Annotated in this window: 22 protein-coding genes; 4 read left to right on the forward strand and 18 right to left on the reverse strand. The window is 73.6% G+C overall.

Annotated elements, in window-relative coordinates:
- Positions 1-4: 4 nt before the first annotated feature.
- Genes ACYVQV_RS15175 through flhA form a run of 5 tightly spaced genes read right to left on the reverse strand, consistent with a single transcriptional unit; the run spans position 5 to position 5,046 of the window.
- Entirely contained in the window at positions 5-565 is a 561-nt protein-coding gene (locus tag ACYVQV_RS15175) for a hypothetical protein (protein WP_461024149.1), read from the reverse strand.
- A gap of 21 nt (positions 566-586) precedes the next feature.
- Positions 587-829 carry a carbon storage regulator CsrA gene (csrA, locus tag ACYVQV_RS15180; RefSeq protein WP_461024150.1) on the reverse strand — a complete coding sequence of 81 codons (243 nt, stop codon included), beginning with the start codon at positions 827-829 and terminating at the stop codon, positions 587-589.
- Positions 830-849: 20 nt separating this feature from the next.
- On the reverse strand, positions 850-1,137 hold the full coding sequence (locus tag ACYVQV_RS15185; protein WP_461024151.1) for a hypothetical protein: 288 nt from the start codon (positions 1,135-1,137) through the stop codon (positions 850-852).
- Positions 1,134-2,981, reverse strand: coding sequence for a hypothetical protein (locus tag ACYVQV_RS15190; protein ID WP_461024152.1), 1,848 nt, complete (start codon positions 2,979-2,981; stop codon positions 1,134-1,136). The genes ACYVQV_RS15185 and ACYVQV_RS15190 overlap by 4 nt, the downstream gene beginning before the upstream one ends.
- Complete coding sequence (gene flhA / locus ACYVQV_RS15195; protein ID WP_461024153.1) at positions 2,965-5,046, reverse strand: flagellar biosynthesis protein FlhA; 2,082 nt, start codon at positions 5,044-5,046, stop codon at positions 2,965-2,967. Before flhA ends, ACYVQV_RS15190 begins: the two co-directional genes overlap by 17 nt.
- Positions 5,047-5,316: 270 nt before the next feature.
- Here flhA and ACYVQV_RS15200 point away from each other — a divergent pair, with 270 nt between their 5' ends.
- The 3 genes from ACYVQV_RS15200 to ACYVQV_RS15210 all read left to right on the forward strand — a co-directional run bounded on the left by ACYVQV_RS15200 (position 5,317) and on the right by ACYVQV_RS15210 (position 7,970).
- A complete protein-coding gene (locus tag ACYVQV_RS15200; protein ID WP_461024154.1) occupies positions 5,317-6,324 on the forward strand; it encodes an iron-siderophore ABC transporter substrate-binding protein in 1,008 nt (335 codons plus the stop codon).
- A gap of 320 nt (positions 6,325-6,644) precedes the next feature.
- Positions 6,645-7,559 (forward strand): hypothetical protein, encoded by a 915-nt coding sequence (locus ACYVQV_RS15205; protein WP_461024155.1) that lies wholly within the window; start codon positions 6,645-6,647, stop codon positions 7,557-7,559.
- A gap of 39 nt (positions 7,560-7,598) precedes the next feature.
- A complete protein-coding gene (locus ACYVQV_RS15210) occupies positions 7,599-7,970 on the forward strand; it encodes a hypothetical protein (RefSeq protein ID WP_461024156.1) in 372 nt (123 codons plus the stop codon).
- A gap of 127 nt (positions 7,971-8,097) precedes the next feature.
- Here the strand turns inward: ACYVQV_RS15210 and ACYVQV_RS15215 are convergent, their stop codons facing one another.
- From ACYVQV_RS15215 to ACYVQV_RS15265, 11 genes are all read right to left on the reverse strand, one after another.
- Positions 8,098-9,201 (reverse strand): EscU/YscU/HrcU family type III secretion system export apparatus switch protein, encoded by a 1,104-nt coding sequence (locus tag ACYVQV_RS15215; protein ID WP_461024157.1) that lies wholly within the window; start codon positions 9,199-9,201, stop codon positions 8,098-8,100.
- Complete coding sequence (locus ACYVQV_RS15220; RefSeq protein WP_461024158.1) at positions 9,198-9,968, reverse strand: flagellar biosynthetic protein FliR; 771 nt, start codon at positions 9,966-9,968, stop codon at positions 9,198-9,200. Before ACYVQV_RS15220 ends, ACYVQV_RS15215 begins: the two co-directional genes overlap by 4 nt.
- A 2-nt stretch (positions 9,969-9,970) precedes the next feature.
- Positions 9,971-10,246 (reverse strand): flagellar biosynthesis protein FliQ, encoded by a 276-nt coding sequence (gene fliQ / locus ACYVQV_RS15225; RefSeq protein ID WP_461024159.1) that lies wholly within the window; start codon positions 10,244-10,246, stop codon positions 9,971-9,973.
- Between the two features lie 5 nt (positions 10,247-10,251).
- Positions 10,252-11,136, reverse strand: coding sequence for a flagellar type III secretion system pore protein FliP (gene fliP, locus ACYVQV_RS15230; protein ID WP_461024160.1), 885 nt, complete (start codon positions 11,134-11,136; stop codon positions 10,252-10,254).
- A complete protein-coding gene (locus tag ACYVQV_RS15235) occupies positions 11,133-11,672 on the reverse strand; it encodes a FliO/MopB family protein (RefSeq protein WP_461024161.1) in 540 nt (179 codons plus the stop codon). Before ACYVQV_RS15235 ends, fliP begins: the two co-directional genes overlap by 4 nt.
- Positions 11,672-12,445 carry a flagellar motor switch protein FliN gene (gene fliN / locus ACYVQV_RS15240; protein WP_461024162.1) on the reverse strand — a complete coding sequence of 258 codons (774 nt, stop codon included), beginning with the start codon at positions 12,443-12,445 and terminating at the stop codon, positions 11,672-11,674. The genes ACYVQV_RS15235 and fliN overlap by 1 nt, the downstream gene beginning before the upstream one ends.
- Positions 12,442-13,371: a flagellar motor switch protein FliM gene (locus tag ACYVQV_RS15245; RefSeq protein ID WP_461024163.1), complete on the reverse strand. Its 930-nt coding sequence runs from the start codon at positions 13,369-13,371 to the stop codon at positions 12,442-12,444. Before ACYVQV_RS15245 ends, fliN begins: the two co-directional genes overlap by 4 nt.
- A gap of 230 nt (positions 13,372-13,601) precedes the next feature.
- On the reverse strand, positions 13,602-14,084 hold the full coding sequence (locus ACYVQV_RS15250; RefSeq protein WP_461024164.1) for a flagellar basal body-associated FliL family protein: 483 nt from the start codon (positions 14,082-14,084) through the stop codon (positions 13,602-13,604).
- Positions 14,085-14,132: 48 nt separating this feature from the next.
- Positions 14,133-15,038, reverse strand: coding sequence for a flagellar motor protein MotB (locus tag ACYVQV_RS15255; protein ID WP_461024165.1), 906 nt, complete (start codon positions 15,036-15,038; stop codon positions 14,133-14,135).
- Positions 15,039-15,069: 31 nt separating this feature from the next.
- Entirely contained in the window at positions 15,070-15,837 is a 768-nt protein-coding gene (locus tag ACYVQV_RS15260; RefSeq protein ID WP_461024166.1) for a motility protein A, read from the reverse strand.
- Positions 15,838-15,840: 3 nt separating this feature from the next.
- Positions 15,841-16,200, reverse strand: a complete 360-nt coding sequence (locus tag ACYVQV_RS15265) for a flagellar FlbD family protein (RefSeq protein WP_461024167.1) — start codon at positions 16,198-16,200, stop codon at positions 15,841-15,843.
- A gap of 298 nt (positions 16,201-16,498) precedes the next feature.
- Between ACYVQV_RS15265 and ACYVQV_RS15270 the strand changes: the two genes are divergently transcribed.
- The gene (locus ACYVQV_RS15270) at positions 16,499-17,488 is read left to right on the forward strand and encodes a type IV toxin-antitoxin system AbiEi family antitoxin domain-containing protein (RefSeq protein WP_461024168.1); all 990 of its coding nucleotides are present in this window, start codon (positions 16,499-16,501) and stop codon (positions 17,486-17,488) included.
- A 36-nt stretch (positions 17,489-17,524) separates the two neighbouring features.
- On the opposite strand, the gene ACYVQV_RS15275 is transcribed toward ACYVQV_RS15270, so the two are convergent.
- Entirely contained in the window at positions 17,525-18,718 is a 1,194-nt protein-coding gene (locus ACYVQV_RS15275) for a flagellar hook protein FlgE (protein ID WP_461024169.1), read from the reverse strand.
- Between the two features lie 27 nt (positions 18,719-18,745).
- The gene (locus ACYVQV_RS15280) at positions 18,746-19,309 is read right to left on the reverse strand and encodes a flagellar hook capping FlgD N-terminal domain-containing protein (protein WP_461024170.1); all 564 of its coding nucleotides are present in this window, start codon (positions 19,307-19,309) and stop codon (positions 18,746-18,748) included.
- Positions 19,310-19,312 lie beyond the last annotated feature (3 nt).

Raw genomic sequence — 19,312 nt, forward strand, 5'->3', positions numbered from 1 at the left:
CGGCTCACCCCGCGCGGCGCAGGGCCACCTCGGCCCCGGAGCCGTCCAGCGGTCCGAGCAGCAGCCGGTCGCCGTCGACCCGGTACCCCACCGACGTCGTCAGCGCGTGGGTCAGGTCGCGCAGCGGTCCGAGGGGGGCCGGCACCCCGTCGACCGTCACTTCGACCTCACCCGGGGAGCCGTCGACCGCCAGCACCTGACCGTCGGCGCGCCACGTGCCCGACCACCGGGTCGACGTCGAGACCACCACGCCACGGCGGGTGCACCGGGGCTCGGCGCTCGCGGCGAACGCGCCGCCGGGGTCGAGGTCCAGGTGCACCGGGCCGCTGCAGACGACCTCGTCGGCGGCGCGCGTGAACGACGTCAGGTCCGTCTCCCAGCGGCCCACCGGGGTGCCGTCCTGTCCTGTCCCCTGCCCACCGGTGGTGGGTGACGCCATCAGGGTCGTGGACTGCGGGGCCGCGGACGTGGTGGAGCCGGACGGCGCGACGGCCCCGTCGCGGGGCGTCCCGTCGGTGCACCCCGCGAGGACCAGCAGCAGCACCAGCGGTGCGGCGGATCGCACCGGTCCAGGGTAGGTGCGGACTCAGCCCGGGGGCGCGGAACGGCGCAGCGACTGGGTCAGGCGCGAGACGTCGTCGTCCGACACCGCCGCGGCGGCCGCGTTCGTCTCGGCGACGGCGCGGTACACCTCCTCGCGGTGCACCTTCACCTCGCGCGGTGCGTCGATGCCGAGGCGGACGACGTCCCCGCGCACCTCGACGACGGTCACCACGACGTCGTCGCCGATGACGACGCTCTCGCCCGCCCGTCGAGTCAGAACCAGCACCGGGCGAGCATACGTGCCGGTCAGCCGTCGGTGCGCCTGCGGCGGGGGGTGTCGGCCGGCGCACCGGAGGTCGCCGTGACCGCGGCGCCGTCCGCGCCGTCCCCGCCGGTGCCGTCGACCGCGTCCTCGTCAGCGGGCCGGACGGCGGTCAGGAAGCCGCGCACCAGCGTCTCCACGACCATCGCCACCACCAGCGCGAGGAGGACGCGCAGACCGGCCTGGTCCTGGGAGACCGAGCCGTCGAGCATCCCGGCGAGCGCCGGGGCGGACAGGACGGCCGCCAGGACGGCCACGATCCCGATGTTCACGAGTTCCCTCCGGAGGTCGGCGGCTGGGACTGGGGCCGGGGCTGGGGGGAGGCCTGCGGGAACAGGTGCGGGCCAGGCTTGGGCGCGCGGGGACGGGGCGGCGCGAACGAGGCCACCGGCGGGACGGGACGGCGCCCACGGGTGCCGCCGCCGGTCGCCGCGACCAGCGGCTGCTCCGGCGTCCGGACCGCCCGGGACCGGGTCGTCGCGGCGCTCGTGCCGGTGCGCTCGGCGGCCACGCGCTTCGCGGTGCCGTGCGTCGCGGTGGTGCGCTTGGTTGTCGTCCGCTTCGTCGCGGTGGGCTGGGTCTCGGTCGGCTGGGTCAGGGACCGGCGCGCGACCTGCGGCGGGGCGGTCGGGCGCGGCGCCCGGGTGCGGGGCAGCCCGGACGGCTGGACGCGGTCGAGCAGCAGGGCGAGCCAGGTGGTCGCCGTCGCCTCCAGCCCGTCGACCTCCGCCACGGGGACGCCCAGGTCCAGCACCGTGCCCGGGTCGGCCGTGGACGCGGCGCGGACGACGCTCAGGGCGTCGACGCCGACGCCCGGTCCGGCCCACCCGTCCAGCCAGGCGCGGGTGTCCGCCGGCTTGCGGGTGGCGTCCACGCACGCGACGACCTGGTCCGGGCTGATCGCGCGCAGCAGCTGCACGGCCCACTCGGTCTCGTCGGCACCGACGCCGCACTCGACCGCGACGACCGCGGGGACGTCGGCGACCCGGACCGCCGCGGACGCGCGCCGCCCCTGGTCCGCCGAGCAGATGACGGAGCCGTCGCCGGCCGGTTCGGCGACGTGGTCGGTGAGGTCGACGGGCCGGCCCGCCACCAGCACGGCGGCCGGGTCGAGCCGGAGCCGGTCGGCGTAGCGACGGGCCGTGCCCAGCGCGTCCCGGCGCTCACCGACGACGGCCACGAGGTGGCCGGCGCGGGCCATCAGCCGGGGAGCCGCCGGCAGGGTGCGCAGCGCGTCGACGAGCTCGGTCGGGCCGGACTCGTCGTCGAGCTGGTCCAGCAGCGCCGGCGGCAGGCCGACGTCGCGCAACCGCTCCCGGAAGGTGCGCACGGCCGGCTCGCGAACGGTCCGCGCGGCCGGTGCCGCCTCGGGCGCAGGCCCCGACGCGGGCGCAGGCCCCGACGCGGGCTCGGGCGCCGACGCGGGCTCGGGCGCCGACGCGGGCCCCGTCGCGGGCGCGGGCTCCGGCGCAGGTCCCGGCGTGGACGGGGGCTCGACGGGACCGGGCAGCGGGAGGGTGCCCGCCTCGGCCCGCTGCTGGAGCGCCTGCAGCACCTTGGCGAAGGCCGGCGAGTCCGTGGACAGCGGACGCTGGGTGTCCGGGGCGGGAGTGGCGCCCACCGCACCAGCGGCCTGCGGGGTCGAGGTCCCGCCCGGGCCGGCGGTCGGCGGGGCGGGGGCAGCCGGGACCGTCTCGGTGGCGGCCGGAGCCGGCGGCGCGGTGGCCGCAGGGGCGGTGAGGGCGGCGGTGGCCGGAGCAGGAGCCGGTGCGGCCGTGCGCCGCTCCTCCTCCTCGGCGGCCGCGACGAGGGCCTCGATACCGGCCGGGCCCGCGGTCGCCTGCGCGGTGGTCGGCGCGGTGTTCGGCGCGGTGTTCGGCGCGGTGGCCTGTGCGCTCAGCGGCGCGGGGGCGGGCACCGACGGCGTGAGGGACGCGGCCGCCGTGGGGGCGTCGTCCACCTCGACCGTGATCTCGAAGCGCTCCCGGGCGAAGAAGCCGGCGAACCCGCCGGACCGCACCCGCTCGGCCTTCACGATGCGCGCGTTCGGGCCGTGCTCGACGCGCACGCGCGCCAGCAGCGGCTCGATCGCCGGACCCTCAAGCAGCAAGCGCATCGAGGTTCGTCACCGTCCCCACGGTCTCGATCGGCAGGCCGGACGCGCCGACCTCGGTGTACGACAGGACCGACAGCCGCGGGACGCCGAGCGCCACGAGCTGCCGGACCGGTGAGCGCAGGCCCGGCGCCACGGCCAGCACCGCGGTGAGCCCGCGGTCCTCGGCCTGGGCGACGAGCCGCTGGAGCTGGTCGACGAGTCCCTCCGCGCGGCGCGGGTCGAGCGCCAGCACCGGGCCGGTGTCACCGGGCCGGACGGCGTCCGCCACGGACTGCTCGAGCAGCGGGTCGAGGGTGATGACGCGCAGCACGCCGTCCTGGGCGTACTGGGCGGCGACGGCGGGGCCGAGCGCGGTCCGTGCGGCCTCGACGAGCCCGTCGAGCTCGGTGCCGCTGCGGGCCTTGAGCGACAGCCCCTCGAAGATGTGCGGCAGGTCGCGGATCGGCACGCCCTCGGCGAGCAGCTGCTGGAGGACCTGCTGCACCTGGCCCAGGCTGAGGGCGCCGGGGACGAGCTCGTCGACGACGGCTGGGTGCTCGGCCTTGACGCCGTCGACGAGGGCGCGCACGTCCTCGCGGCTGAGCAGCCGGGCGGCGTTGCCGCGGATGACCTCGGCCAGGTGCGTGACGAGCACGGACGCGCGGTCCACGACGGTGGCGCCGGCGAGCTCGGCCTGGTGGCGCAGCTCGGCGGGGACCCAGCGGCCGGCGAGCCCGAACACCGGCTCGGTGGTCGGCGTCCCGGGGAGGGCGTCGAGGCCGTCGCCGAGGGCCAGCACCCGACCGGCCGGGGCCTGACCGCGGGTGACCTCGACGCCGGAGATCCGGATGGCGTAGGTGTGCGCGGGCAGGTCGATGCTGTCGCGCGTCCGCACGGGCGGGACGACGACGCCGAGCTCGAGGGCGACCTTGCGGCGCAGGGCGCGCACCCGGTCGAGCAGGTCCCCGCCGGACGCGGCGTCGACGAGGTCGACGAGGTCGGGGGCGAGCTCGATGGCGAGCGGGTCGACCCGCATCTGCTGCATGAGCGTCTCGGGGGTGTCGGGCTGCGGCGGGCCGGTGAGCGCGGCGGCCTCGGAGGTCTCGGCGGCGTTTTCGTCGGGGCGGTCCTTGACCCGCTGCGCGACGAGCAGGATCCCGGCGCCGACGAGCATGAACGGCAGCTTCGGCATCCCCGGCAGCAGCGCGATGGCGATGGCCGCGCCGCCGGCGATGAGCAGCGCGTTGCGGTGCTGGGTGAGCTGCTTGGTGGCGTCCGAGCCCATGTCGCCCTGGGTGGTGGCCCGGGTGACGATGAGGCCGGTGGACACCGACATCAGCAGGGCGGGGATCTGGGTGACGAGGCCGTCGCCGATCGTCAGCAGCGAGTACGTCTGCAGGGCCTCGCCCGGTGCCATCCCCCGCTGCATCATCCCGATGACGAAGCCGCCGATGAGGTTGATCAGGGTGATGACGATGCCGGCGATCGCGTCGCCCTTGACGAACTTCGAGGCGCCATCCATCGCGCCGTAGAAGTCGGCCTCGGCGCCGACGTCCGCCCGCCGGCGGCGCGCCTCGTTCTCGTCGATGATCCCGGCGTTCAGGTCGGCGTCGATGGCCATCTGCTTGCCGGGCATCGCGTCGAGGGTGAACCGCGCGCCGACCTCGGCGACGCGGCCGGCGCCGTTGGTGATGACGACGAACTGGATGACGACCAGGATCAGGAAGATCACCAGGCCGATGACGAGGGAGCCGCCGACGACGAAGTGGCCGAACGCGTCGATGACCTTGCCGGCGTACCCGTCGCCGAGGACGAGGCGGGTGGACGCGACGTTGAGGCCGAGGCGGAACAGCGTGAAGACGAGCAGGAGCGACGGGAAGATCGCGAAGTCCAGCGGTCGCTTGACGTACATGCTGGTCAGCAGGATGACCAGGGCGCCGACGATGTTGGCGGCGATGAGCAGGTCGAGCAGCGCGGCGGGGATGGGGACGACGAGGAGCAGGACGATCGCGACGACGCCGACGGGGACGGCGAGCGCGGCGAGGCCCGGACCGCGGCGGGTCGAGGCGGAGGAGGCCGGAGGCATGCGGGAAGGAGGTCCTTCTGCTGGTCGTCGTGGCCGATCCGTGGCCCCGCTGGTTCGCCGTCCTGGCTGTTCTCCTTTCTCGGCCGACCCGGGGACCACCTGTAGCCGTGAGTGGCGATCGGGTCACGTTGGGCACGATCCGCGGCACGCGCCGCGTGACCTGCGCCTCTCCGTGGACCGACCGGGTGACGACCCGCGACGGAGTTAGGTTAGCCTTCCCTCCGTTGTGTTCCCGCGCCTCGCTGCGCCCCACCCACCGAGAGGTCCCCCATGCGCGTCCGCGCCGTCCTCGCCGCCCTGGCGGCGACGTCCCTGCTCGCCGCCTGCTCGTCGTCCGAGGACTCCGGCACGAGCGGCGACACCGCCGGCTCCTCCGACGGTGCCTTCCCCGTCACCATCGAGCACGCGTTCGGTGAGACGACCATCGAGTCCGAGCCCGAGCGCGTCGTCACCCTCGGCTGGAACGCCCAGGACGTCGTGTGGGCGCTGGGCGTCGACCCGGTCGGCATCCCGCGCTTCGACTACGGCGCGAACGAGGACGGCCTGCTCGCCTGGGACGTCGAGCACTACGACCCCGAGGTCACCACGCTGCTCGACACCACCGACGGCCCGCCGATGGAGGCCATCGCCACCCTCGAGCCGGACGTCATCCTCGCGCCGTACGAGGGCTTCGACGAGGCGGTGTACGAGCAGCTGGCCGCGATCGCCCCGACCGTCGCCTACCCCGGCGAGCCGTGGCAGACCTCCTGGCAGGACCAGACGACCATCGTCGGCGAGGCGCTCGGCAAGGCCGACGAGGCCCAGCAGCTCGTCGACGACATCGACACCCTGCTCGCCGAGCAGGCCGCCGAGCACCCCGAGCTCGAGGGCCTGACCTTCACGTACGCGAGCCTCGCGCCCGACACCATGAGCGTCTACCTGCCGGGCGACCCGCGGGTGCAGCTCGTCGAGCAGCTCGGCATGACGAACGCGGACGGCGTCCAGGCCCTCGCCGAGGCCAACCCCGGCTCGTTCTACGCCGACGTGTCCCTGGAGAACGTCCCGGACACCTCCTCCCAGGTGCTGATCGCCTTCACCGAGATGCTCGCCGGCGCCGACCCGTCGTCCATCCCGGCGTACGCCCAGCTGCCCGCCCTGCAGAACGGCTCCGCCGCGCTGTTCGACGACCAGCAGCAGATCGCCGCGTTCTCGTCGGTCAGCGTGCTGTCCATCCCCTACGGCCTGGACGTCCTGCTGCCGAAGCTGTCCGAGGCGGCCGCGAAGGTCCCCGCCTCCTGACGCCGACCGCCCCCGCCTCCGGCCACCGAGCCGGCGCGTGACGACGGCGCAGTTCCGGTCCCTGTCAGGCACCGGAACTGCGCCGTTTCCTACGGCGGCCAGCTGACACTCCCGGGGGATGACCTCCGGCCCGGTCGCCCCCGGGCTGCAGCCTGGTTGCGCTGCCCATCGCTGTCAGATTGACCCACCTTGGTCGCGCTGACACTGTCTCGGACGCCAGGCGCTGACGAGACCACGGACTTCAGAACCCCGTCCCGATGCGAGTGGTTCATCAGTCAACCGAATTTTGACTTTCGTCATGCGGATGCTTGGGTGCCGGCATGATCAAGACCGCGCTGCTTTCAGCAACCTCCACCGCTTTGACCCTTGCCCTGCTGGGAACGGGCATGTCGCCAACCGAAGCAAAGGAAACCTTCCCTGACCAGACGGCAGGCTTCATCAGCCAAGTGGCTCCCGACCAAGGAGATGTCGTCGGGGCCTTTGATGGGTCGAGTGCGGTAACTGATGAGACGGACCAGGTCGTCCGGACGGCACCCGTCGACCCGACGCAGGCAGTGACCGCCGCCACCCCAGACGGCGGCGCGCCCTTCTCGATCTCGCTACCGAAGGAGGTGGAGCTGCATCCCGGCAAGGTCGCCGCCGATTCGACAGTCGTCTACCGGGCCCGCGACGGTCGAGCGGACGCCGCGGTGCAACTGCTCGAGGACGGATCCACGCGCATGCAGACGGTGATCCGGACCGCGTCGGCCCCACACACCTTCACCTACGCGTTCACGAGCGGATATCGACCGATGGACGCCCCCGACGGCCAACTTGTCCTGGCCAACGACATGGGTGACGTCGTCGTCTTCGACGAGCCCTGGGTCCGAGATGCACGGGGGCGTGACGTGGCCACGCACTACGAAGTCCATGAGGGCACGATCGTCCAAGTCATCGATGCAGACGAGGACGTTCGGTACCCGCTCGTCGCCGATCCCCGATGGAAGTGGTGGAAGCTGGCTTACCACGCAAAGTTCAACCGCACGGAGACGCAGACCCTGGCGAGCGCTGGGGGCGTGGCAGCCATGTGCGGGATCCTGGGCCTTTATGCACCGCCTCTCGCGGCGATCTGCGGTGCTTACGGTGGGTACATCTTCGCTCAGGCCAATATCGCGAACGCTGCCAAGCAGTGCATCTCCGTCACCGCTGCACCCCCCGGGCTAGTCTTCCGGTACAAGGACCAAGACTGCTTCTGAGCCCGCTCGAGTGGACGAGCGGCCATCGGCGAGGGAATCGTGGTGGACACCGTGGAACATGTTCTGGCAGCCGCGTTCGGTACGAGCCTGGGCATACTCCTCACATGGGCGACCGTGCCTCGGGTGGACCGGTGGGCGGCTTCTGCCGTCGCCGCACTCGTCGCGGTCACGGCGGTCGGGCTGTCCCGGTCGGCGGCGCCGAACGGCTATGTCACTGCCACGCTCGTGGTGACGATGCTGGCCGGCTTCCTCGGCACACGTCCTGTGCGGTGGGCGGACCACAAGCTGCTCAGCGGGTCGGGCTACTGGGAGCGCCTCGCGCTCACCACGATGAACAACCGACGACTCCGTGAGTCATCGACGCCGCAGGACAGCGCAGGAGCCGACGTCCGCGACCCAGCCGACCGGTGACCCGAGCGCGGCTCCGGTGCTCCGCACGCGCCGGAGCCGCGCTGTCTCGCCACTGGCGCCGACTGATCGTCGGACGTTCCTGGTGGTGATCACCCCCAGGAACGTCTGACGATCAGTGCGCCCAGGGTCAGGCGGTGCGGACGGCGGCCTGCGGGACCTTGTGGACGCCGGACGACCCGCCACGGCTGCGCAGCCGCATCACGAAGGCGAGCACCTGCGCGACGGCGTTGTACAGGTCGGCCGGGATCTCCTGGTTGAGCTCGCAGACCGAGTGCAGGGCCCGGGCGAGCGGGACGTCCTCCACCATCGGGACGCGGTGCTCCGCCGCCTTCTCGCGGATCCGCGCGGCCACGTGCCCCGCCCCCTTGGCCACGACCCGCGGCGCGCCCTTCGACGGCTCGTACCGCAGGGCCACGGCGACGTGCGTCGGGTTGACCAGGACGACGTCCGCCTGGGCCACCTCGGCCATCATCCGGTTGCGGCTCATCGCCATCTGCTTGCTGCGGATCGCACCCTTGAGCATCGGGTCGCCCTCGGACTGCTTGTGCTCGTCCTTGATCTCCTTGTGGCTCATCCGCAGCTGCTTCATGATCTGCCGGCGCGACACCAGGTAGTCGAACGCGGCGAGCACCACGCCCGCGATGACGGCGGCCCGGATGAGGCTGCCGGCACCGCCGAGCACCGTCTGCGTCGTCGCCGACAGCGGCAGCGCCCCGGAGCCGACGAGCATCGGCAGCAGCCCCTGCACCGTCAGGTACAGGACGACGCCCAGCACCGCCGTCTTGAGCGTGACCTTCACGCCCTCCCACAGCGTCTGCACGGTGAACTTGTTCTTCAGGCCCTTCAGCGGGTCGAGGCGCTTGAGGTCCGGCTTGGCCTTCTTCGTCGCGAAGAACATGCCGCCCTGCGCGACGGTCGCCCCGATCGCCACCACGACGGTCACGAAGCCGAGCGGCGCCAGGATCCACGCGGCGTCCACGAGCGCCCCCGACAGGGCCGCGCGGGCCAGCGCGGGCTCGGGGGCGGAGGCGACGTCCGAGACCTGCGCCATCACCTCGCTCATCCGGTCCCGGCCGCTGCGGATGACCATCGGCAGCACCGCGGCCGCCGCGCCGATCCCCGCCCACGCGGCCAGGTCGCTGGAGCGGGGCACCTGCCCCTGCTTGCGCCCCTCCTTGATCTTCTGCGGGGTGGGCTTCTCGGTCTTCTCGCCGTTGCCGTCCGAGCTCATCCGCCGGCCACCCCCACCGTCAGCTCGACGACCTGGTCGGCCAGCGCCACGACCACCTGCGGGAGGGTCTGGAACGCCAGGCCGACGACGACCAGGGTGATGAGGATCTTCAGCGGGAACCCGAGGGCGAAGGCGTTGAGCGCCGGCGCGATCCGGGTCAGCAGGCCCAGCCCCACGTCGGCGAGGAAGAGCACGCCGATGATCGGACCGGCGATCTGCAGCGCAGCGAGCACCATCCCGACGACGCCGTCGGTGAGGACCTGCGCGAGCGTCCCGAGGTCGAGGAGCTGCCCCAGCGGCAGGACGTCGAACGTGCGCAGCAGACCGCGCAGCACCAGCAGGTGCGCGTCCGTGGAGAACATCAGCGCGAGCGCGGTCAGGTAGTAGGTGCGGCCCATGACCGCGGACCCGACGCCGGTCTGCGGGTCGAACAGGACGCCCATCTGGAACCCGCCGAACAGGTCGAGCAGGTCACCGGCCGACTGCACGGCGGCGAACACGAGCAGGCACAGGAACCCCAGCGCGCTGCCGACGAGCACCTCCTGCGCCGTCGCCACGGTCAGCGCGACGCCGTCCAGGCCACCGCGCAGCAGCTCGGGCGGGACGTCGGGCAGCACCGCTAGCCCGAGCGCGAGCGCGAGCAGCGCCTTGACCTGGGCGGGGATCGAGCGGTGCGAGAACGGTGGCGCCAGCAGCAGCCAGCTCGCCGTCCGGACCGTGGCCAGCAACAGGCTGACCAGCGTCTCCATCGGCAGCTCGTACTGCACCGCTACCCGCCGCGGACGAGGTCGGGGATGCGGTCGTACAGGGCGATGGTGAACGAGGTGATCTCGTGCAGCATCCAGTTGCCGCACACCAGCAGGGCGATCCCCACCGCCACGGCCTTCGGCACGAAGCTGAGGGTGATCTCCTGGATCTGGGTGACGGACTGGAACAAGGAGATCGCGAACCCCACGACGAGCGCCGTCAGCAGCATCGGCGCGGAGAGCTTGGCCGCGACGGTGAGGGCGGCCAGCCCGATCTCGATGACCCCGGTGTCGTCCATCGCGGCTACCCGTAGCTTCCGATGAGGGCGGTGATGACCAGGCCCCAGCCGTCGACGAGCACGAACAGGAGCAGCTTGAACGGCAGCGACACGGTGACCGGCGGGAGCATCATCATGCCCATCGCCATCAGCACCGAGGCGACGACGATGTCGATGACGAGGAACGGCACGAAGACGACGAACCCGATGATGAACGCGGCCCGCAGCTCCGAGAGCAGGAACGCCGGGATGAGGGTGAGCATCGGCGTCTCGGCCCGCGTCTCGGGGTTCGGCCGGTCCGCGGCGCGGGTGACCAGCGCGAGGTCCTCGGCGCGGGTCTGCTCGAGCATGAACTCCTTCAGCGGGACGCTGCCGGTCTCCAGCGCCTGCGACTGGGTCAGGTCACCGCGCAGGTAGGGCTGGACGCCGGTGTCGTTGACGTCGCTGAGCACGGGCCCCATGACGAACAGCGACAGGAAGAGCGCCAGCCCGGCGATCACCTGGTTCGGCGGCGCCGACGTCAGGCCGAGGGCGTTGCGGGTGATGGCCAGCACCACGAAGATCTTCGTGAACGACGTCATCATCAGCAGCAGCGCAGGCGCGACCGACAGGGCCGTGATGGCCAGGATGACGACGATGGACGTGCTCGGCGTCCCCTCGATGCCGTTGATGTCCACCGAGACCGTCGGGTCCTGCCCCGCGGGAGCGGTGGGCTCGGTCGGCGCCTCCGGCGGGGTGGGAGGCACCGGGGCCGCGAGCAGCACCTCGGTCGATGCGACCGGGTCGGCGTGGGCGCCGGACGCCGTGACGAGCACGCCCAGGACCGTCGCCGCGGCGACCAGCAGGCCGGCGAGCAGCGTGCTCGTGGCCCGGCGGACGGCGGGCGTCGGCCGGTGAGGTCGGCGGGTCATCGTCGCGTCGTCTTCTCGCGCAGGACCTCGACCGCCTGGGCCCAGGTCGCTGGGGACAGCGCCGAGCCGGCGAGCGCCGAGGACGGCGCCGACGGCGTGCGCGGGGCGGGGACGGCGGACGGGCCGGCGGACGGGGCGGGGTCGGACGACGCCGCCGGGTCGGTGACCGTCCCGTGGGCCGCCGGGGGCGTGTCGGCTGCGTCGGTCGACGTCGGGACGGCGGCCACGAGGCTCGCCGTGACGTCGTCCCTCGCCTCGCTCGGCTCGGGGGCGACCACCGCGTCCAGGTCGGTCTCCGTCAGCAGGGTCACCTGCTGCTCGGTGACCCCGAGGACCAGGGCCCGCCCGCCCACCTGGACGACGGCCACGCTGCCCGAGCGGCTGAGCTGCTGGCGGGCCAGCAGCTGGACTCGCCCGCGGGCGGACGGGCGGGTGCCCAGGCCGCCCTTGAGGGCCCCCTTGCTGAACAACCAGACCAGGCCCAGCACGCAGGCCAGCGACAGGCCCACGCGCAGGACCAGGCCGAGGGTCTCCATCAGGCGGAGCCCTCCCCGGACGGCTGCACCAGCTCGGTGATCCGCAGGCCGAAGTCCTCGTCGACGACGACGACCTCGCCGCGGGCGATCAGCCGGCCGTTGACCAGCAGGTCGGCGGGGGCGCCGGCGGCGCGGTCGAGCTCGACGACCGAGCCGGGCTCGAGGTTCAGCAGGTCGCGGACGGTCATCCGCGCCCGGCCGATCTCGACCGACAGGGTCATCTCGACGTTCTTCAGCAGCTGCAGACCGAGGCTGTTGACGGCCACGGCCCCGGGCGCCGGGGCGGCCGACGGCGCGGCGGCGCCGGCGGAGGCCTTCTGCCGCGGGACGGACGGCGTGCCCTGCGCGGACCGCTGCGTCACGCCCACCCAGGCCAGGGCGGAGCCGCCGCCGACGAGCGCGACGAGCGACGTCCCGGCGACCTCCTCGGTGCCCGCGGACCGGACCGGACCGAGGACGCAGGGCCCGAGCGTGGCGGCCGCGGCCTCGAGGGCCGGCTTCACGGCGTCCTCGACCGTCACACCGAGGGCCTCGTCCGTCAGCGCCGAGGTGACGGCGTCGTCCAGGACGAGCACCACCTCACCGCTGGCCGTCCCGGTGAACGTCGCGACGAAGACCGGGGTGCCGGCGGCCGGGGCGGCGGACGACTCCGCGCCCACCTCCAGCGGGTGCGGCGACGGGATGGTCGGGGCGGCGGCGGTGGCGGCGGCCACGGACAGGGCCCGGGCCTCCTGCGGGCTGAGACCGGTGGTCTCGACCGGCTGCGCGGTCATCGGTGGTCCTCCTCGGTGCTGACGATCAGGCCGGCGCGGCGGTTGCCCCGCGCGGTGGTGACGGCCCGTGCGACGACGACGCCCTCGGCGACGACCTCGAGCGGGCTGGTGGCTGGGTGCGGCAGGCGCAGCAGGTCGCCGACGCCGAGCGCCAGCACCTCGTGCGGGGCGGCGGTCGTCGGGGCCAGCCGCAGGGCGACGTCCACCGGGACCTCCGGCAGGGACGCCTGGAGGGCGGCGGCCGCGGCCCGGGCGCGCTCGATCTCCTCCGGGGTGCGGGTGTCCTCGGCGTCGCCGGCGGTGAGCCGCTGCAGGATCGGCGCGAGCGGCAGCATCAGCGTCGCCGGCTGGGCGTCGTCCTCCATCCGCAGCTCGAAGGTCGCGACCACGACCATGTCGTTGGCCTTCGCCGCCTGCAGCAGCTGCGGGTCCTGGTGGAAGCCGTCGACCCGCGGCTCGACCGGCGCGACGGACGCGAACGCGTACCCCAGGGTCCCGAGGGCCCGCTCGCACATCCCCTGCGTGACCGCCACCTCGATGTCGGTCAGCTGGCGGGTCGGCTGCTCGGCGGCGCCCCGGCCGCCGAGGGCGTGGTCGAGGTGCTGCAGCGCGGTCGGCACGGACATCTGGAGCAGGCCGGTGCCGAACGACTCGGTCGCGAAGGTCACGAGCACGGTGGGGGCGACGAGGTCGGCGGCGTACGTGTCGTAGGTCTGCTGCTCGAGCGAGGTCAGCGTGACCTCGGTGCTGCAGCGCAGGCGGCTGGCCAGCTGGGTCGTCCACTGCCGGGCGAAGGTCTCGAACGCGACCTCGAGCAGCCGGGTGTGCTCGCGGGACAGGCCGGCGGGGGCGCTGAAGTCGTACCCCACGACGGCGCCGCGACGGCGGGAGCGCACTGACGTGTGCGGAGCGTTGTCGACGGTCACAAGCCGTTCATCGGCAGCCAGGTGGGTGACCCTGAGCCGTGACACGCCGGGAAAACGGGACGGGTGCGGTAACGGCGCCGCGGGGCTCGCGCGGCGGCCGGGGCGACGTCCTGCCGACGGCTGTGTGCGGGGCGGGACGACGCGGCGTCCGTGCCGGCGTCCCACCCGGTTGTGCGTGCGCCGGCGTCCGTGCCGGCGTCCTCCTCGGGCGTGTGCTGGTGCGCTGGGGGCTACTGGGTGACGAACTCGGTGAAGTAGATGTCCATCACCTCGTGGTGGTACGCCTCGTCGATCTTGTCCCGCAGCTCGGACTTCACGGCCTCGCGCTGCTCGGGGTCGGCGAGCGCCGCGGCGTCCTGGCCGGACAGGTGCGCGATCGCCAGGTCGAGGGCCTTGCTGCCGTCCGGCGCGTGCGCCGGTTCCTCGACCACCTGGAGGGCCAGGCCGAAGCGCAGGTACTGCCCGTTGGACAGGTTGACGCTGATCGGCTCCATCACGAGCACCTCACCGGGGACCCGCTCCGGCTCCTCGCCGGAGGCGGGGCGCAGCAGGAGGAACCACGCCGCCGCGGCGGCCACCAGGACGGCGGCCACCACGACGAGCAGCAGCTTCTTGCGGCCGCCCCCCGTGGTCTCCTCGGTCTCCTCCGCGGCGGCGGCCTTGGCCTTCGCGGCGCCCTTGGTGGCGGGCCGCGCCTTGGTCGCTGTCGACATGACTCTCTCCTGGGTGCTTCGGGGTGCCGGAACGGACGTCGCCACGTCTCACCCTCCCTGTGCCGTGGCCCGGGCGGCCGCGATCTCCGGCAGGAGGACGCGGACCTGGGCCGGTTGCTGCGAGACGACCACGAGGTCGACGCGCCGGTTGCCGGCGAGCGCCTCGGGGGACTGCGGGGGGTACAGCGGGCGGGTGTCGCTGAACCCGGTGGCGAACAGGCGGGTCTGGGCGAGCCCGCCGGCGTCGACGAGGCGCCGGACGACGCTCGCCGCCCGGGCCGCGGACAGCTCCCAGTTCGTCGGGTAGACCGCGCTGCTGGTGATCTGCAGGTGGTTGGCGTGGCCCTCGACCGCGATCTCCTCCGGCCGCTGCTTGAGCACCGGGGCGATGGTGTCCAGGACCCGCAGGCCGGTCGGGCGGATCGCCGCGCTCGCCGAGTCGAAGAACACGTCGTCGGCGACGACCGCCGCGACCAGGCCCCGCTCGGTGATGCGGAACCGCACCCGGTCGCCCAGTCCCTGGGCGGCCAGCGCGGCCTCCAGCTCGGCCTTGACCCGCTCCAGGTCGGCGACCTCCGCCTCGGCGAGGGCCCGCAGCTGCTCCTGGGTCAGCCCGGTGTCCTCCTGCCGGCCGGCGTCCGTGCGGCCCTCACCGGTCAGGTCGATGGGCTGCGGGGCCGCGCCGACCTGCTCCTGCACGGGGGTGGGCTGGCGGCCGCTGTCCTCCAGCAGGCCGGTCCCGCCGGGCACGGGGGAGCTGGAGTCGTTGCCGAACCCCTGCGCGAGGCTGTTGCGCAGCTCGACGTACTTCGCCTGGTCGACCTGGCTCATGGCGTACAGCACGATGAACAGCGCCATCAGCACGGTGATCATGTCGGCGTAGCTGACGAGCCAGCGCTCGTGGTTCTCGTGCTCCTCCTCGTGGCCGCCGCGGCGACGGCGGTCAGCGCTCACCGGCCACCCCCCGGCGCGGGTCGCTGGGTGCTCATGCCGCGGTCTTGTCCGCGGAGGCCGGCGGGACGAGGCTGCTCAGGCGCTGCTGGACGAGGCGCGGGTTGGCGCCCGCCTGGATGGACAGGATGCCCTCGACCACCAGCGTCATCTGGGCGACCTCGAGCTCGTTGAGCCGCTTGAGCCGGGCCGCCAGCGGCAGCCAGATGAGGTTGGCCGAGGCCACGCCCCACAGGGTGGCGACGAACGCCGCGGCGATCATGTGCCCCAGCGACGAGGGGTCGCTGAGGTTCTCCAGGACGTGCACGAGGCTGATGACGGTGCCGATGATCCCGATGGTCGGCGCGTACCCGCCCATGTCGGTGAACGTCTTCACGGGGACCTTGTCCTGGGCGCGCTTGGCGTCGATCTTGTCGAGCAGGATGCCGCGCAGGTCCTCGGGGTCGGTGCCGTCGATGGCCGCCTGCAGCCCGTCCTTGAGGAAGGGGTCCTCGACGCCGGAGACGGCGTCCTCCAGGGCCAGCAGGCCCTCGCGCCGGGCGCGCTCGGCCAGGCCGACGACCTCGGCGATCGTCTCCTCGGGTGCGACGGAACCGCCGAGCAGCGCCTTCTTCGCCCCGGCGACGACGAGCTTCAGGTCACGCAGCAGGCCACCGGCGATGGCCACGCCGATGGTGCCGCCGAAGACGAGGATCAGCGGCGGGGGCAGCATGATGCTCATCGGGTTGCCGCCCTCGAGCAGCATCATGATGAGGACCGAGGCGAAGGCGATGCCCAGTCCGAGCAGGGTCGCGGGATCCATCGGTCAGCTCCTCCGGGTGCGCCGCAGGGGGACCGCGGGCGCCAGGCCCGGGTCCGCGCCGTCTCGGTCGTGGGCTCGCTCGGCCCGATCGTGGGCGCGCTCGGCCCGGTCGTGGGCGCGCTCGGCGGCGCGCTCCGCGGCCCGGTCGGCGGGGCTCGCGTCGCCGTCCCACGCGCGGGCCGAGGCGATGACGCTGGCCCGGAAGTCGCGGATCCGGTCGATGACCTCCTCCATCGGCTCGGCCACCACGTACTTCGTCCCGTCGAGCAGGGTCAGCACGGTGTCCGGCGTGGTGTCGACCCGCTCGAGCAGGTCCGGGTTCACCGCGAACCGGGGGCCGTTGAGGCGCGTCAGGATGATCACGACGTCCGTCCTTGGGCTTCGAGGAGGACCCGTCCGTGAGCCCTTCGGACCACCCATCGGCAGCAGCGCCCGGGGGCTGAGGACTTCGGTCCCCCGGCGGACCGGCGCCCGCTGGCTCCGCGTGCCCCCCCCCTGCTGCGGAGCGGCACGAGCGACGCAGTTCCGGTCCCTGTGAGGACCCGGAACTGCGTCGCTGTGCGCGTCGAGCCCTCCACAGGCTCCCCGGACGGGCACGTCGTCCCCAGCGCCGGCACCACCGTGCCCCATGGGCAGGGCACCGTGGACGACGCTCAGGCACGTGCCGAGGGACGACGAGCGGATCGGGCGCCTGGCCCGGCGCCAGCACGGGGCGGTCAGCCGGCAGCAGGTGCTGGCCAGCGGCGCGTCCGCGTCGTGGCTGCGGTCACGCGTCCGGACGAACCAGTGGCAGCGGGCCTGGCCGGGCACCTACGTGACCTTCACCGGGCCGGTGCCGTGGACCACCCGGGCGCACGCCGCGCTGCTGTACGCCGGGCCGGACTCCGTGCTGGGGCCGGCGGCGTCCGCCTACCTGGCGGGCGTCCTCCCGCGACCGCCCGCCCCGATCGACGTCCTCGTGCCCCGGCGCACGGTCCGGCAGCAACCCGGCCTGCGCGTGCGCCGCGGCCTGCGGCCGGAGGACGTCCAGCCATCGGTGCCCAGGCGCCTGCGGCGGGCTCCTGCCGTCGTCTTGCTGTCGCAGGCGACGGCGGGAGTGGACGACGTGGTCGCGCTGCTGTGCGCCGCCGTGCGGGCGGGGTGCCACGTCGCGGACCTGCGTGAGGTCGTCGAGACCCGCGCCAGGGTCAGGCACCGGCGGCTGCTCCTGGACGTCCTCGAGGACGTCGCGGCCGGTGTGGAGTCGGCGTTGGAGCGCCGGTACCACCGCGACGTGGAGCGACGCCACCGGCTGCCCGCCGCCCAGCTGCAGGTCCGCCAGCGGCTGGCCGGGGGGTGGATCCGCGCGGATCGTCGGCACGCGCGCTGGCGGCTGAGGATCGAGCTCGACGGCCGGTTGGCGCATCCCGGTGGGCGCACCGACTCGGACTGCTGGCGAGACAACGAGGTGGCGCTGACCGACGGGGACCTGACCCTGCGGTACCGGTGGTCGCACGTCGCGGGCACGCCCTGCCGGACGGCGGCGCAGGTCGCACGAGCCCTGCGGGCGCGCGGGTGGTCGGGCGATCCCGTGCCGTGCGGGCCCGCCTGCGAGCTGGGTCCGGACCGCGGAGGGCCGAGAACGACGACGGCGCAGTTCCGGTCCCTGTGAGGGACCGGAACTGCGCCGTTGAGCCGAGGTCGGGCGTCAGCGCTTGAGGTTGACCAGGTCCTGGAGGATCTCGTCGGAGGAGGTGATGATCCGCGAGTTCGCCTGGAAGCCGCGCTGGGCGACGATCAGGTTGGTGAACTCCTGCGCCAGGTCGACGTTCGACATCTCCAGCGCGCCGCCGGTCAGCGTGCCGCGGCCGTCCTCACCGGGGACGCCGATCAGCGCGTTGCCGGAGTTGGCCGTGGTCCGGAACAGTGAGCTGCCGGCCTTCTCCAGGCCGGTGGCGTTGGCGAAGGTGGCGATCGCCAGCTGGCCGAGGGGCTGCTTCAGGCTGTTGCTGAACACGCCGGTCAGCACGCCGTCCGGCCCGAGGGTGAACGCCTGCAGCGCGCCCGTCTCGTAGCCGTCCTGGCTCAGCGCGGCCACGGAGTTGTTGCCCGCGTACCCGGTCAGGCCGGCCAGGTCGACGGCGATGCCACCGACCGCCGCCGTCGGGGCGCTGGTCAGGTTGCCGCTCGCGTCGAACGCCACCGCGACCGTGGTGGTGGCACCGGCCGGGTCGGTCAGCGTCAGGTCCCAGGTCGTGGGCACAGCGGGCGGGGTGGACGTGCGGGTGAACACCGCACCGAGCGTGCGGGCGTTGCCCTGGGCGTCGAAGACCTCGATCGGCGTGCTGATCGAGGTGACCGTCCCGTCGGACGGCAGGTTGCCGCCGAACGTCGTGGACGTCGTCGCGGACGGCGGCATCAGCGCACCGACGGGCAGCATCAGGTCCTGCATCGGGCCGTTGCGGTTGATCGTCCCGGTGGCGTCGGCCATCCAGCCCTGCAGCGGGGCCCCCTCGGTGGTGACCATCCGGCCGGAGGCGTCGAAGTTCATCGCACCGGCCCGGGTGTACATCTGCTCGCCGTTCGACCGGACCATGAAGAAGCCGTCACCGCTGATCATCAGGTCGGTGCTGCGGCCGGTGAGCTGGGTGGCGCCCTGGCCGAAGTTCGTGGTGATGCCCGCGACGCGGACGCCGAGGCCGACCTGCGCGGGGTTGGTGCCGCCGCGCTCGCCCTGCGGCGCGCCCGCGGCCTGGAGCATCTGGCTCAGCGTGTCCTGGAACTGGGTCTGGGACGACTTGAAGCCGGTGGTGTTGACGTTGGCGATGTTGTTGCCGGTGACGTCCATCATCGTCTGGTGCGAGCGCAGCCCGCTGATGCCGGAGAACAGGGAACGCAGCATGTCGGTCTCTCTTCCTGGGGGTGCGCGTCAGGCGCCGGTGGTCGGGGTGGCCGGCGTGTCACCGGCGGGGGTGGTGGTCTGGTCGGGGCCGCCGGCCGGGGTGGCCGGTGGAGTGGTCGGCGCGGTCGGTGCACCGGACCCGGTGCCCGGTGAGGACTGCGCGGCGACCACGGCGGTCACCGAGCCGAGCGAGACGTCCTGGTCACCGACGCGCAGGGTGGGGGTGCCGCCCACGACGGTGACGGCGGAGACCGTCCCCGAGCGGGTGGTGCCGTCCTCCGTCGTCCAGGCGACCTGCTTGCCGATCAGCGACGCGGCGCCGAGCCGCTGCTGCATGTCGAACGCCGACCGGGTGGTCCCGGCGAGCTCGGTGAGCTTCTCCACGCTGGTCAGCTGCGTGGTCTGCGCCATGAACGCGCTGGTGTCCATCGGCGAGGACGGGTCCTGGTAGCGCATCTGCGCGACGAGGAGCTGCAGGAACGCGTCCTTGTCCAGCTCGTTCTTCGGCGTGCGCTGCGGCGTGGTGTAGCCGATCGCGGAGTCCACCGACGTCGGCGGCGGCGTCCAGCCGCCGGACTCGATCGTGGTCATCGT

The organism is Thalassiella azotivora, from assembly GCF_054781695.1.